This is a genomic window from Streptomyces sp. NPDC019890, assembly GCF_044903445.1.
Taxonomy (GTDB): Bacteria; Actinomycetota; Actinomycetes; order Streptomycetales; family Streptomycetaceae; genus Streptomyces.
Map to the genome: position 1 here is coordinate 262,172 of NZ_JBJDQK010000006.1, position 13,323 is coordinate 275,494.

Genomic DNA, 13,323 nt, shown 5'->3' on the forward strand with positions numbered 1-13,323 from the left:
GCACCTACCGCTGTGCTGCGTGAGATGCGCTGGTGGGACCTGGAGCCGGTGCTCGCGCTCGAGCATGCGCTCTTCCCCGAGGACGCCTGGTCGGCCGGGATGTTCTGGTCCGAGCTGGCTCATGCGCGCGGCCCGCAGGCCACCCGCCGCTATGTGGTGGCCGAGGCGGACGGCAAGGTCGTCGGATACGCGGGCCTCGCGGCGGCCGGCGGCCTTGGAGACGTACAGACCATCGCCGTCGCCCGCGAGCAGTGGGGCACGGGACTCGGGTCCCGGCTCCTGACCGATCTGCTGCAGCACGCCACCGCCTTCGAGTGCGACGAGGTGCTCCTCGAAGTGCGCGTGGACAACACCAGGGCCCAGAAGCTGTACGAGCGCTTCGGCTTCGAGCCCATCGGATTCCGCCGCGGCTACTACCAGCCGGGCAATGTCGACGCCCTCGTCATGCGGCTCCACGTACAAGGAACAGAGACCTAACTGATGGCTGACGAACCGCTCGTACTCGGCATCGAGACCTCCTGCGACGAGACCGGCGTCGGCATCGTCCGCGGCACCACCCTGCTCGCCGACGCCATCGCCTCCAGCGTGGACACGCACGCCCGCTTCGGCGGCGTGGTGCCCGAGATCGCCTCGCGCGCGCATCTGGAGGCGATGGTTCCGACCATCGAGCGAGCCCTGAAGCAGGCGGGCGTCTCGGCGCGCGACCTCGACGGCATCGCGGTGACGGCCGGGCCCGGCCTCGCGGGCGCGCTGCTGGTCGGCGTCTCGGCGGCGAAGGCGTACGCGTACGCGCTGGGCAAGCCACTGTACGGCGTGAACCACCTGGCCTCGCACATCTGCGTCGACCAGCTGGAGCACGGCAGGCTGCCCGAGCCGACGATGGCGCTGCTGGTGAGCGGCGGCCACTCGTCCCTGCTGCTCGCGCCCGACATCACGTCGGACGTGCGGCCCCTGGGCGCGACGATCGACGACGCGGCGGGCGAGGCCTTCGACAAGATCGCGCGGGTGCTCGACCTGGGCTTCCCGGGCGGTCCGGTGATCGACCGGCTGGCGAAGGAGGGCGACCCGGCGGCGATCGCCTTCCCGCGCGGTCTCACCGGCCCGCGCGATGCGGCGTACGACTTCTCCTTCTCGGGGCTCAAGACCTCGGTGGCCCGCTGGATCGAGGCGAAGCGTGCATCGGGCGAGGAGGTGCCCGTACGGGACGTGGCGGCGTCGTTCCAGGAGGCCGTCGTCGACGTACTGACCCGCAAGGCGGTGCGCGCCTGTCAGGACGAGGGCGTGGACCATTTGATGATCGGCGGCGGAGTGGCCGCGAACTCGCGGCTGCGGGCGCTGGCCGAGGAGCGGTGCGAGCGGGCGGGCATCCGGCTGCGGGTGCCGCGGCCGGGACTGTGCACGGACAATGGCGCGATGGTGGCGGCGCTGGGCGCGGAGATGGTGGCGCGGGGCAGGCCGGTGTCCGACCTGGAGCTGTCGGCGGACTCGTCGCTGCCGGTGACGGATCCGCATGTGCCGGGTGCCGCGCATACGCACGAACATGTGCACGAGATCAGCAAGGACAACCTCTACTCATGACCGTCGCGTTGATGTGGGAGGCCAGGGCGGCCCAGGGCCGGGGTGGTGAGCTGCTGGAGTGGGCGCGGGCCCAGGAGCTGGCGCGGGAGCCACTGCGCCGGGAGACCTTTCGCGCGCCGCAGGACCGGGTGCTGGTGATCACCTGGTGGGAGGGGGCGGACGTGGGCGCGGAGCTGCCGGAACTGCCGGAGCCGACGGCGGACCTGATCACGCGGCCGGCGCACCGCTGGCGCTTCGAGTCGGTTGACGTCGACTGACCCGGCCGTACCGGTGGCCGCTCCGGAAAAACCTCAGAAGAATCTGCCGGAGGATGTCGATCCGGTCGTCTCCCGTTCGACGCATGGGTGAGAGGCGGGGAACGGCCCTGCTCACCCGACCCGAGGAGCCACCATGCCGCGCTATCTGACCATGGTCCGTGTCAACGAGAACGAGATGCCCGCCGAGGGCCCCAGCCCCGAGCTCATGGAGCGGATGGGCAAGCTGATCGAGGAGATGACCAAGGCGGGGGTCCTGCTCGACACCAACGGGCTGACCCCGACCTCGCAGGGCACCCGCGTCACCTGGTCCGGCGGGAAGCTGACCGTCACCGACGGGCCCTTCACCGAGAGCAAGGAAGTGGTCGGCGGATACGCCATCCTGCAGGCCAAGGACAAGGCCGAGGTCCTTGAGTGGACCAAGCGGTTCCTGCAGGTCCACGAGGACCACTGGAACGTCACCTCCGAGATCCGCGAGATCGCCGAGGGCTGAGCGCCCTGCGCTTGCTCGCCCTCCCCGCGGCTGCTCTGATGGATGGCCGTGACGGCAGCAAGCGCGGTTGAAGCGGTATTTCGGATCGAGTCGGCGCGGATCATCGCCGGTGTCGCCCGCATCGTGCGCGACGTGGGCATCGCCGAGGAGATCGCGCAGGACGCTCTGGTCGCCGCGCTGGAGCAGTGGCCGGAGTCAGGTGTTCCGGACCGGCCGGGCGCCTGGCTCATGGCCACCGCCAAGCACCGCGCGATCGATCTTGTACGCCGCAAGGAGACCTACGCCCGCAAGCTGGCGGAGGTCGGGCGCGCCCTGGAGGACGTGCCGCCGCCCGAACCGGCCGACGCCGAGGACATCGACGACGACCTGCTGCGGCTGATCTTCACCGCCTGCCATCCGGTGCTGTCGACGGACGCGCGGATCGCCCTCACCCTGAGGCTCCTCGGCGGCCTGACCACCGAGGAGATCGCGCGCGCCTTCCTGGCCACCGAGCCGACCGTCGCCCAGCGCATCGTCCGCGCCAAACGCGCCCTCGCCAAGGCGGGCGTCCCCTTCGAGGTCCCCTACGGCGCCGAGCGCGCCGAACGCCTGTCGTCGGTCCTGGAAGTCATCTACCTCGTCTTCAACGAGGGCTACTCGGCGACGGCGGGCGACGCCTGGCAGCGCCCGGCGCTCTGTGAGGACGCGCTGCGGCTCGGCCGGGTGCTGGCCGGCCTCATGCCCCAGGAGCCCGAAGTCCACGGCCTGGTCGCACTGTTGGAGATCCAGGCCTCCCGCACGGCGGCGCGCACCGGCCCGGACGGCGAGCCCGTGCTGCTCGCCGACCAGAACCGCTCCCGCTGGAACCAAATGCTGATCCGACGCGGCTTCGCGGCACTGGCACGGGCGAACGCGACGGCGGGCGGTGCCCCCGGCCCGTACGCCCTCCAGGCCGCGATCGCCGCCTGCCACGCCCAGGCGGTGCGCTACGAGGAGACGGACTGGCAGACGATCGCCGTCCTGTACGGACAGCTCGCGGCGATCACCCCCTCGCCCGTCGTGGAGTTGAACCGCGCGGTCGCGGTCTCGAAGGCGGAAGGACCGGAGGCGGGGCTCGCGATGGTGGACGAGCTGGCCGCCGAACCGGCCCTCAAGGACTACCACTTGCTCCCGAGCGTGCGCGGGGACCTGCTGGCACGGCTCGGGCGTACGGCAGAGGCGCGGGCGGAGTTCGAGCGGGCGGCATCGCTGACGCGCAACGAGCGGGAGAGGGAGCTGCTGTTGGCCCGGGCCTCCGAGTGCGCACCGGGCGGTCGATAGGGTCGGACACATGTCCACCCGCACTCTGCCCCCGCCCCCGCCGCCTGCGGAAGTACGCTGCTGGCCCGACCGCGAGGCGCTGCTCGCCGACCGCGCGAAGGCGATGGCGGAACTGCACCGGCTGAGCATCGGGGTGCCGCGACTGCTGCTGCTGTGGCTGTTGGCGTGCGGCCTGGCAGTGGGGTGGGGCCTGGTCGGTGCGGCACTGAAGACCTTCGAGGAGAGCCGCCCCGACGCGTTGAGCGCCCTGTTCGGCGTGATCTTCGCGTGCACGGCCGCCGGGTTCCTGATCCCGACCGGGATCGTGATGGGTCTTGGTGTCCGCCGGGACAAGACCGTCCGTGAACGGCTCACCCAATGGTCGTCCCTGGACCGCGACCCGACGAACGACGCCCGCTTCCGCTCGCCCGGAGTGAGCCTGTGCTGGTTCGTGCCGTCGTTCCTGCTGTGCACGCTGGGGCTGTGGCTCTCGTTCGCGACCCCGGCGACGGCGGAGCGCGGCCAGGAGACGTACGCCGACGTCACGATGCTGATGGGCCTTGGGTTGATCCTCTGGCTGACGGGGCTGCTCGGCATCGCGAAGGCGGTGAGCCACTTCCGGTGGGCGGTGCGGCTGGTGACGGCCGTGCCGGTGTCGGCGGGCGACGGCGGGCACCGCTGACGTCGGCTCAGGGGCGATGGCGCGTGCGCATGTGCTCGTTGCCGAGGTCGGCGACGATCGTCGGCGCGGCGGGCGTTGCGTCTGGCGCGGATGCTTATCCATCCCGGTTCGTCAGATGGGATTGAACGACCAGAAGATCCCGACCTCCGCGTCGGACACCACCACGAGTCCGTAGTCGGCGGTGTACTGCGTGAGGGCCGACCAGCCCGAAACTTTGCAGGCAAGGTGGGGGACCGGTGCCGTTTCTACATCGTTCGCGTTCGAGTAGCACTCGAATTGCTGCCCGTAGCGAGCGAGCAGTGTGTGCGCGTCGGCGATCAGACTCTCGGCCCGGTCGGGAAAGCCAGGCGCATTCCGCAGATTGCACCAGTCGTCCGTCATCGCCACGAGAAGCAGCGGTGCGGTCTCGGAAGTGATCTGAGTGAGCGACTCGTTCAGCAGCTCCGTGCTGGGCGAGTCGAAGGGGAAGGCATGGCCGTGCCGCGCGATCTCGTCCGCATTGTCCCTGTCCCAGTCGAGCACCCTCCAGCCCCGAGGATCGACGAAGTCCCGGTTCATCACGGCCACGGCATCGAGCAGCCAATCCGAGTGCACGCGCGGGCCCGTGGCGACGAGTGAGTACTTGTCGTCGAACAGCCGCAGGGCCGCGGCCTCCCACGCATCACGTCCCACGTTCGCCGTATCTTCCGGCACGTCCAGATCGGCGTGATCCACCATGGCTCCCCCTCCGGTGTGGTCAGCCGGCAGCCTAACAACCGGGCCTGACAGCAGAGCAGTTGCAGACGAAAAGGAGGATGTGACCCGGCTTACGCAGGCCGACCGATCAGCATCGTCGGCGCACCCGCCACCCGGGTCAGAAAGACCGTCGCCGCATTCGGCCCCTGCGGCTTCACCTTGCGCCGCAGCTCCTCCGGCTCCACCGCCGAGCCGCGCTTCTTCACCGTCAGTACGCCGACCTCCCGCTCCCGCAGCAGCGCCTTCAACTTCTTCAGATTGAAGGGGAGTTCATCGGTGATCTCGTACGCGGTGGCGAACGGCGTCGGGCGCAGCCCGTCCGCCGTGATGTACGCGATCGTCTCGTCGATCAGTCCGCCGTCCAGTTCCTCAGCGACCTCGGCGACCAGATGCGCGCGGATGGCCGCGCCGTCCGGCTCGTACAGGAAACGGCCGACCTTGCGGACCTCGGGGTCCGGCAGTCCGCGGCCGGTCAGCGAGCGCGGGCCTGGGAGGAGGGTGGCCCGTACCGTGCGGGGGGTCGTGCCGAACCAGAGCACGGCCTCCTTCACATCGCCGTGGTCGGAGATCCACTCCGCCTCGGCGTCCTCGGGGACGGCCTCGTGCGGGACACCGGGGGCGATCTTGAGCGCCGCATGCGGGCGGGCTCGGGCCGCGTCGATCGCCCAGGACAGGGGCGGGGAGTACGCCTTCGGGTCGAAGATCCGGCCGCGTCCTGACCTGCGGGCCGGGTCGACGAAGACCGCGTCGTAGGAGGACGTGTCGATGTCGGTGACATCCGCGCACCGGACCTCGATCAGCTCCGCGAGACCCAGCGCCTCGGCGTTCGCGCGCACGGTCTCGGCCGTCAGCGGGTCCCGGTCCACCGCCAGCACCGAGATGCCGGCCCGGGCCAGCGCGATCGCGTCGCCGCCGATGCCGCTGCACAGGTCCGCCACGCTCCGTACGCCGAGGGCGGCGAAGCGCTCGGCGCGGTACGAGGCGACGGAGCGGCGGGTCGCCTGCTCGACGCCGTTCGGCGTGAAGTACATCCGGCCCGCGTCCTCGGGCCCGAACTTGGCGGCCGCCCGCTGGCGCAGCCGCGCCTGCCCGAGCGCCGCCGAGACCAGTTCCGCCGGGTGCTCGCGGCGCAGCCGGGTGGCGACGGCCAGTTCCTCGGACGGGTTGTAGTCGGCCAGGGAGTCCAGCAGCGCCCGCCCCTCCTCGGTGAGCAGAGCGGCGAAGGAGGCAAGGGGATCGAGGTCGTTCACCCGGCCCATTGTGGGCCAGCCGGGGGATGGTGCGCCTCCGGCGGCGGTGTCGGCCGGGTCGTACGGACCGGTGCTGACAGGATGCGGCGCCATGCAGCTAGTAAGACAAAAGTTAAAAAGGATGCCAAATGGGGCGCGAGTCGGCAGGACGCGTGCCGTCCTGGCCGTGCTCCTGGTCGCCGCCCTCGGCTCCGCCTGCGCCGCCGGGTCCCCGGACCTCAGCAGTGGCGCGGAACCCGCCCCCGGTCAGCAGCCGAAGCAGCCGAAGCAGCCGGCAGGGCCGGCCGGCGCGCTCTCGGAGTACGTTGCGAAGGTGAAGCGCGCCCAGGCAGCACGAGTGCTCGCTGCCAAGAAGTGGGGCCTGGTCAAGACCCCGCTGACCGCGCCCCAGCCACCCGCCGAGAAGCCCAAGATCACCACCCGCAAGGGCTTCGAGGTGGAGGGTGGCGAGTCCCTGCCACCCGTCTTCACCACGGTGCCGGTCAAGGAGAAGATTGTTTTCCTGACGATCGACGACGGTGCGGAGAAGGACCCCGCCCTGCTCCGGATGATGAGCGATCTCCAGATCCCGTACAGCGCCTTCCTCAGCGACTACTTGATCGACGACAACTACGACTACTTCAAGCAGATGCAGGACCACGGCGTCGCCCTGCAGAACCACACCCTCAACCACCGATACCTGCCCGGCCTTTCGTACACCCAGCAGAAGCAGGAGATCTGCGGGCAGCAGACCAAGCTCGAGAAGCGGTACGGAAAGAGGCCCCCGCTCTTCCGCCCGCCGTACGGCAACTACAACCGGGACACGCTGCGCGTCGCTCGGTCGTGTGGTGTGAAGGCCGTGCCCCTGTGGGCCGCCGAGGCTTTTCCCGATCACATGGAGTGGCGGGAGTGGGACCGGGACCTGCACCCCGGCGACATCATCCTCACGCACTTCCGTGGCCGCCATGACTGGAAGGGCACCATGGCCGACATGATCCGGCGGGTGATGAAGACGGTCACGGACAAGGGCTACGCCGTGGCGAGGCTGGAGGACTACGTATGACACGGGCGCACCGGCTGCTGGCCGGGCTGCTGGCGGCCGGTGCGCTGCTCACCGCGGGGTGCGCACAGTCGGTGGACCCGATCGAGCGCCTCGGGCGCAAGGCCGCGCAGAAGGTCACCCCCGGCGCGGGCGCGCCCGGCTCCGCGGTGCACAAGCGGTGGGGGCTGGCCGGGCCGCTCGCCGCCGCGCCGAAGCCGCCTGCGCACCGGCTCTCGACGGCGTATGTGGTGGACCGGGTGCACACCCCGGACAAGGTCGTCTTCCTCACCTTCGACGAGGGCGCGGCGCACGACCCGCGGTTCGTCCGGATGACCACCGAGCTGAAGTTGCCGGTCAGCATGTTCCGTCGGAGCGCCCGTTCCGACCTGCGCGCCCTCTCGTACGAGAGGCAGCGCGCCGAGATCTGCGGGCAGCGGGGGCGTCATCTGTTCCGCCTGCCGCACGCGACGTACAACGAGGACACATTGCGGGCGGCGGCGGACTGCGGGATCCGCGCGGTAGTGCTGGCCAGGGAGTACGCGGAGGGCGATCGGCTCCGCCCCGGCGACATCGTGCGGGCGGAGGCGAGGACGACGGTGTGGCTGCTGCGCCGCATCCAGGAGCAGGGGTACGCGGTGGCACGCCTGGAGGACTACGTCTGAGTTGGGCGCCGCGACGGGGGCGATGGTGCTGAGCGGGTGCTGAGAAAGCTGCGCCGGCGGGACTGCGCTGGATGGGGACCACGGCCGGGCGGACTGCGCCGGATGGGGACCACGCCGGGCGGGACTGTGGGATGGGGACTACGCCGGACGGGGGCTACGCCGGGCGGGCGGCGTCCGTCCCGCGCCGCGCCCGAAGGGCTGCTTGACCCCGCCGCGCGGCAGATCAATTGGCACTCCGCTTGACCGAGTGCTAATCCCGGTCATAGTCTCGGTTCTGGCACTCCCCACCGGAGAGTGCCAACACAGCGACGGGCAGGTCCGGCACCCGCGACGACGGATCCACCTGGTCGCCACCTCAGACAGTTAACCCCGTGAGATCTCCGAAGGGGGAGGTCGGATCGTGACGACCGCCAGCTCCAAGGTTGCCATCAAGCCGCTCGAGGACCGCATTGTGGTCCAGCCGCTCGACGCCGAGCAGACCACGGCCTCTGGCCTGGTCATTCCGGACACCGCCAAGGAGAAGCCCCAGGAGGGCGTCGTCCTGGCCGTGGGCCCGGGCCGTTTCGAGAACGGCGAGCGGCTTCCGCTCGACGTGAAGACCGGCGACATCGTGCTGTACAGCAAGTACGGCGGCACCGAGGTGAAGTACAACGGCGAGGAGTACCTCGTCCTCTCGGCTCGCGACGTGCTCGCGATCATCGAGAAGTAATTCACCAGAATTTGCTGTGAACTGCGCCCCTGGCCCCCGCTGCTGTGTTCATTCACGCGTGCCGGGTGGCCCGGGGCGCAGTTCATTTTGAGAGGACTGATTCAGCTCCATGGCGAAGATCCTGAAGTTCGACGAGGACGCCCGTCGCGCCCTCGAGCGTGGCGTCAACAAGCTTGCCGACACGGTCAAGGTGACGATCGGCCCCCGCGGCCGCAATGTCGTCATCGACAAGAAGTTCGGCGCACCCACCATCACCAACGACGGCGTGACCATCGCCCGTGAGGTCGAGATCGAGGACCCGTACGAGAACCTCGGCGCCCAGCTGGTGAAGGAGGTGGCGACCAAGACCAACGACATCGCGGGTGACGGCACCACCACCGCCACCGTGCTGGCCCAGGCGCTCGTCCGCGAGGGCCTGCGCAACGTCGCCGCCGGCGCGTCCCCGGCCGCCCTGAAGAAGGGCATCGACGCCGCGGTCGCGGCCGTGTCCGAGGAGCTCCTCGCGACCGCCCGTCCGATCGACGACAAGGCCGACATCGCTGCCGTCGCTGCGCTCTCCGCGCAGGACCAGCAGGTCGGCGAGCTCATCGCCGAGGCCATGGACAAGGTCGGCAAGGACGGTGTCATCACCGTCGAGGAGTCCAACACCTTCGGTCTGGAGCTCGACTTCACCGAGGGCATGGCCTTCGACAAGGGCTACCTGTCCCCGTACATGGTGACCGACCAGGAGCGTATGGAGGCCGTCCTCGACGAGCCGTACATCCTGATCCACCAGGGCAAGATCTCCTCGATCCAGGACCTGCTTCCGCTGCTCGAGAAGGTCATCCAGGCGGGCAGCTCCAAGCCGCTGCTGATCATCGCCGAGGACGTCGAGGGCGAGGCCCTCTCCACCCTCGTCGTCAACAAGATCCGCGGCACCTTCAACGCGGTCGCGGTCAAGGCCCCGGGCTTCGGCGACCGCCGCAAGGCGATGCTGCAGGACATTGCCACCCTCACCGGCGCCACCGTGGTCGCCGAGGAGGTCGGCCTCAAGCTCGACCAGTCCGGCCTGGACGTGCTGGGCAGCGCCCGCCGCGTCACGGTCTCCAAGGACGACACCACGATCGTCGACGGTGGCGGCAGCCACGAGGACGTCGTCGGCCGTGTCAACCAGATCAAGGCCGAGATCGAGTCCACGGACTCCGACTGGGACCGCGAGAAGCTCCAGGAGCGCCTCGCGAAGCTGGCCGGCGGCGTGTGCGTGATCAAGGTCGGCGCCGCCACCGAGGTGGAGCTGAAGGAGAAGAAGCACCGTCTGGAGGACGCCATCTCCGCGACCCGCGCCGCGGTCGAGGAGGGCATCGTCTCCGGTGGTGGCTCCGCACTGGTCCACGCCGCCAAGGTGCTCGAGGGCAACCTCGGCAAGGAGGGCGACGAGGCCACCGGTGTCGCGGTCGTCCGCCGCGCCGTCGTCGAGCCGCTGCGCTGGATCGCCGAGAACGCCGGCCTCGAGGGCTACGTCATCACCGCCAAGGTGGCGGAGCTGGACAAGGGCCAGGGCTTCAACGCCGCGACCGGCGAGTACGGCGACCTGGTGAAGGCCGGCGTCATCGACCCGGTCAAGGTCACGCGCTCCGCCCTGGAGAACGCCGCGTCCATCGCCTCGCTGCTGCTCACGACCGAGACCCTGGTCGTCGAGAAGCCGGCCGAGGAAGAGGCCGACGCGGGTCACGGCCACGGTCACGGCCACAGCCACTGACACGGTCAGCCACTGACACGGTCACGGACGCCGTCACCGACGACGTCGTAGGACGTGTGAAGGCCCCCGTTCCCGCCGCGCTGCGGGAACGGGGGCCTTCGGCGTTCGGCCGTGGTCCGTCCTGCTAGCCCATCGCGCCGAGCTGCTTCATCAGGCGCATGGCGTCGAAGTGCCACCAGCCTTCCTGGATCTTCCCGTCCTCGAAGTGGAAGACGGTGGTGCCGGTCATGGTGCACTGCTTGCCGGTGGGGGCGATGCCCATGAAGTCGCCCTTGTGCCGCCCCGTCCAGGTCCACAACGTCACGACGTCGTCACCCTCGGACACCTGCCTGTCGAGATCGAAGGTGAAGTCGAAGCCGTTGCGCCACATGGTGACGTCGTTGCGAATAACGTCGATCCCTACGACGGTGTCCTCCTCCTTCATGATGTCGTGGTCGCGGTAGTCGGCCGCGAACACCTCTGGGAGGGCGTCGAGATTGCCTCCGGCGGCTATCTCGTGGAAGAAGCGGCGGGCGGTTGCCGTGTTCAGCTGCTCCTCGCGAACCACGTCGAGGTCGGTGAACGAGGGCATCCCGTCGCACAGCGCCACCATGTCCTGGAAGATCCGGTCGGTCTCCGGAAGGTGGGAGTTCTTCATCGCCTCTTCGTACGACGGAAATTCGACGATCTCGACATAGTGGGAGCCGTCGGAGCGGTCCTTGCCGGTGACGGTGTGTGTGGCGGTCCGCTTGCCCTTCGTCTGTTCGACCCACTTGTCCATGAGCTTGTCCACGCTGTCGTACTGCGCGGTCTTGTAGTCGACTATCTGCACGAATTTCATGGCGCCTCCCGGAGGGGTGGGGGATACGTCCATTTTAGTGATGAATACCGTTTTTTACGCGGTCTGAGTGCGTGCGATGTCCCCTCCGCCCCGCGGCGGGCGGCGAGTGAAGCTGAGGCCCGGACCGGGCGGGACCGGAGCTCGGACCGGGCCGGGCGGCGCGCTGTCGCCCTAGGCGGACAGGTGCCGCGTCGCCGCCAGGACCGGGTCCATGAAGGGCAGCCCCTTCGCGTACCGCTCCAGTTCGTCGAGGGCCCGGTCCGTCATCCGGTGCAGTTCATTGCCGAGCGAGCCCGCGATGTGCGGAGTCAGCAGGACGTTGGGGAGGGTGTACAACGGCGAGTCGGCGGGTGGGACTTCGGGGTCGGTGACATCGAGTACGGCGTGCAGCCGGCCCGAAACCAGCTCCGGCAGCAGCGCTTCCTCGTCGATCAGCGAGCCGCGCGAGGTGTTGATCAGGGTCCCCCCGTCCGGCATCAGCGCCAGCAGGCGGGCGTCGATCATATGGCGCGTTGTCGCCAGCTGCGGAGCGTGGACCGTGACGATGTGGCTGCGGCCGCAGAGCTCGTCAAGACCGGTGAGGGCGACGCCGAGTCCGGCCGCCTCGGCGGGGGTGACGTACGGGTCGTACAGCAGCACCTCGGCATCGAACGGCCGCAACAGCTCGATGACGCGGCGGCCGATCCGCGACGCGCCGACGATTCCCACGGCGCGGCGGTAGTTGCCGGCGGAGGCGAGCTCGCGGCTCCAGTCGTGGCCGGTGCGCAGTTGCCCGTAGCGCTGTGCCGAGCGAAGCACCTGCTTGCCCGCGAAGAGGATCGCCGCGAGCGTGTACTCGGCCACGGGCAGGGCGTTGGCGGCGGCGGCCGAGGTCACGGCGATGCCGCGCTCCCAGCACGCCTCGGTGATGTGATGCCTGACGGACCCTGCGGCGTGCACGACCGCCCGCAACCTGGGAGCGGCATCAAGGACTTCGGCGGTGAGCGGGGGAGCGCCCCAGCAGGTCATCAGTACGTCGGCGGCGGCGAGCGCGGCGGCGACTTCGGGTGTCGGGGCCGCCAGGTCGTGGGCGATCAGCTGCGGGTCGGTGCGGGCGAGTGCGCAGAGCCGGGTTCGGTGGTGGTCGGCGAACAGGCGCTCGGCGACGCCAGGGCCCATGGAGAGCAGGACGGTGGGGCGGCGATTGTCAGCGGCGGGGTGCATGCTGGAACTCGTGCTCCTCATACGTCGCTCGGGGTCGGTCGGCGCTGGGGTAGTCCGATGGACCAGAAGGTGAATCGCGGGAGCGCCAGAGGGTCTCCTCCGCTGCCAGCAGGTCTCTTCTACTGAGGTCCGTACTTGCGACCGGCCTTCGAGCTGACTCCGCCCAGCAGCCCCCGCGGCGCCAGTTTCACCACACCCATCAGCACCTTGTACCGCGGGTCCGGGATCGACAGAGTCTTTCCGCGCGCCAGGTCGGACAACGCTGTCGAAACCAGCTTGTCCGCGTCCAGCCACATCCACCCCGGGATGTTGTCCGTCCCCATCCCGGCCCGCTGATGGAACTCGGTGCGTACGAAGCCGGGGCAGAGCGCCATCAGCCGTACCCCCGACCCCGCCAGATCCCGCGCGGCTCCCTGCGTGAACTGCACGACCCATGCCTTCGATGCGCCGTACGTCCCGCGCGGCACGAACGCGGCCACCGACGCCACATTCACCACACCGCCGCGGCCACGCTCGCGCATCGCCCCGGCCGCCGCCGAGGTGAGCCGCAGCACCGCCTCGCAGTGCACCTTCAGCATCGTCAGCTCGTCGGCCATGGACACTTCCAGGAAGCGCCCCTTGTTCCCGAACCCGGCGTTGTTGACCAGCAGATCCACCGCGTTCTTCCGGTCGGCGAGCCGCCGCTCGACCGCCTCGATCCCGTCGTCCTGAGCGAGGTCGGCGGTCAGCACCTCCGCCTCGATGCCGTGCCGGTCGTGCAGTTCGGTGGCCTGCTCCTGCAGCCGCTTGGTGTCGCGGGCCACCAGCACCAGGTTGTGTCCCTCTGCCGCGAGCCGCCGCGCGAACGCGGCACCGATCCCCGCGGTCGCTCCCGTAATCAGTGCAGTCGTCATAGGCGGC

15 protein-coding genes are annotated in these 13,323 nt (G+C 69.7%); 10 read left to right on the forward strand and 5 right to left on the reverse strand.

The window, feature by feature from the left end; all coding sequences use genetic code 11:
- The first annotated feature begins 24 nt into the window (after nucleotides 1-24).
- The 6 genes from rimI to ACI2LP_RS18890 all read left to right on the forward strand — a co-directional run bounded on the left by rimI (nucleotide 25) and on the right by ACI2LP_RS18890 (nucleotide 4,285).
- The gene (gene rimI, locus ACI2LP_RS18865) at nucleotides 25-477 is read left to right on the forward strand and encodes a ribosomal protein S18-alanine N-acetyltransferase (protein ID WP_404725809.1); all 453 of its coding nucleotides are present in this window, start codon (nucleotides 25-27) and stop codon (nucleotides 475-477) included.
- A 3-nt stretch (nucleotides 478-480) separates the two neighbouring features.
- A complete protein-coding gene (gene tsaD, locus ACI2LP_RS18870; protein ID WP_404725609.1) occupies nucleotides 481-1,578 on the forward strand; it encodes a tRNA (adenosine(37)-N6)-threonylcarbamoyltransferase complex transferase subunit TsaD in 1,098 nt (365 codons plus the stop codon).
- Nucleotides 1,575-1,835 (forward strand): hypothetical protein, encoded by a 261-nt coding sequence (locus ACI2LP_RS18875; RefSeq protein ID WP_404725610.1) that lies wholly within the window; start codon nucleotides 1,575-1,577, stop codon nucleotides 1,833-1,835. Before tsaD ends, ACI2LP_RS18875 begins: the two co-directional genes overlap by 4 nt.
- 133 nt (nucleotides 1,836-1,968) lie before the next feature.
- Complete coding sequence (locus ACI2LP_RS18880; protein ID WP_360884080.1) at nucleotides 1,969-2,325, forward strand: YciI family protein; 357 nt, start codon at nucleotides 1,969-1,971, stop codon at nucleotides 2,323-2,325.
- Nucleotides 2,326-2,367: 42 nt separating this feature from the next.
- Nucleotides 2,368-3,624, forward strand: coding sequence for an RNA polymerase sigma factor (locus ACI2LP_RS18885; protein WP_404725611.1), 1,257 nt, complete (start codon nucleotides 2,368-2,370; stop codon nucleotides 3,622-3,624).
- 10 nt (nucleotides 3,625-3,634) lie between these two features.
- A complete protein-coding gene (locus tag ACI2LP_RS18890) occupies nucleotides 3,635-4,285 on the forward strand; it encodes a hypothetical protein (protein ID WP_404725612.1) in 651 nt (216 codons plus the stop codon).
- Nucleotides 4,286-4,396: 111 nt separating this feature from the next.
- Here the strand turns inward: ACI2LP_RS18890 and ACI2LP_RS18895 are convergent, their stop codons facing one another.
- Complete coding sequence (locus tag ACI2LP_RS18895; RefSeq protein ID WP_404725613.1) at nucleotides 4,397-5,002, reverse strand: hypothetical protein; 606 nt, start codon at nucleotides 5,000-5,002, stop codon at nucleotides 4,397-4,399.
- Nucleotides 5,003-5,091: 89 nt separating this feature from the next.
- Nucleotides 5,092-6,279: a methyltransferase domain-containing protein gene (locus ACI2LP_RS18900; protein WP_404725810.1), complete on the reverse strand. Its 1,188-nt coding sequence runs from the start codon at nucleotides 6,277-6,279 to the stop codon at nucleotides 5,092-5,094.
- 112 nt (nucleotides 6,280-6,391) lie between these two features.
- On the opposite strand from ACI2LP_RS18900, the gene ACI2LP_RS18905 reads away from it, so the two are divergent.
- The 4 genes from ACI2LP_RS18905 to groL all read left to right on the forward strand — a co-directional run bounded on the left by ACI2LP_RS18905 (nucleotide 6,392) and on the right by groL (nucleotide 10,400).
- A complete protein-coding gene (locus ACI2LP_RS18905) occupies nucleotides 6,392-7,312 on the forward strand; it encodes a polysaccharide deacetylase family protein (RefSeq protein ID WP_404725614.1) in 921 nt (306 codons plus the stop codon).
- Entirely contained in the window at nucleotides 7,309-7,953 is a 645-nt protein-coding gene (locus ACI2LP_RS18910) for a polysaccharide deacetylase family protein (protein ID WP_404725615.1), read from the forward strand. The genes ACI2LP_RS18905 and ACI2LP_RS18910 overlap by 4 nt, the downstream gene beginning before the upstream one ends.
- A 400-nt stretch (nucleotides 7,954-8,353) precedes the next feature.
- Nucleotides 8,354-8,662 carry a co-chaperone GroES gene (gene groES / locus ACI2LP_RS18915; RefSeq protein WP_055493212.1) on the forward strand — a complete coding sequence of 103 codons (309 nt, stop codon included), beginning with the start codon at nucleotides 8,354-8,356 and terminating at the stop codon, nucleotides 8,660-8,662.
- A gap of 109 nt (nucleotides 8,663-8,771) precedes the next feature.
- A complete protein-coding gene (gene groL / locus ACI2LP_RS18920; protein ID WP_404725616.1) occupies nucleotides 8,772-10,400 on the forward strand; it encodes a chaperonin GroEL in 1,629 nt (542 codons plus the stop codon).
- A 124-nt stretch (nucleotides 10,401-10,524) separates the two neighbouring features.
- On the opposite strand, the gene ACI2LP_RS18925 is transcribed toward groL, so the two are convergent.
- The 3 genes from ACI2LP_RS18925 to ACI2LP_RS18935 form a co-directional block, all read right to left on the reverse strand.
- Nucleotides 10,525-11,220 carry an ester cyclase gene (locus tag ACI2LP_RS18925; RefSeq protein ID WP_404725617.1) on the reverse strand — a complete coding sequence of 232 codons (696 nt, stop codon included), beginning with the start codon at nucleotides 11,218-11,220 and terminating at the stop codon, nucleotides 10,525-10,527.
- Between the two features lie 171 nt (nucleotides 11,221-11,391).
- Entirely contained in the window at nucleotides 11,392-12,423 is a 1,032-nt protein-coding gene (locus ACI2LP_RS18930) for a hydroxyacid dehydrogenase (protein ID WP_404725618.1), read from the reverse strand.
- Nucleotides 12,424-12,542: 119 nt separating this feature from the next.
- Nucleotides 12,543-13,316: an SDR family NAD(P)-dependent oxidoreductase gene (locus ACI2LP_RS18935; protein ID WP_404725619.1), complete on the reverse strand. Its 774-nt coding sequence runs from the start codon at nucleotides 13,314-13,316 to the stop codon at nucleotides 12,543-12,545.
- Nucleotides 13,317-13,323: the final 7 nt, after the last annotated feature.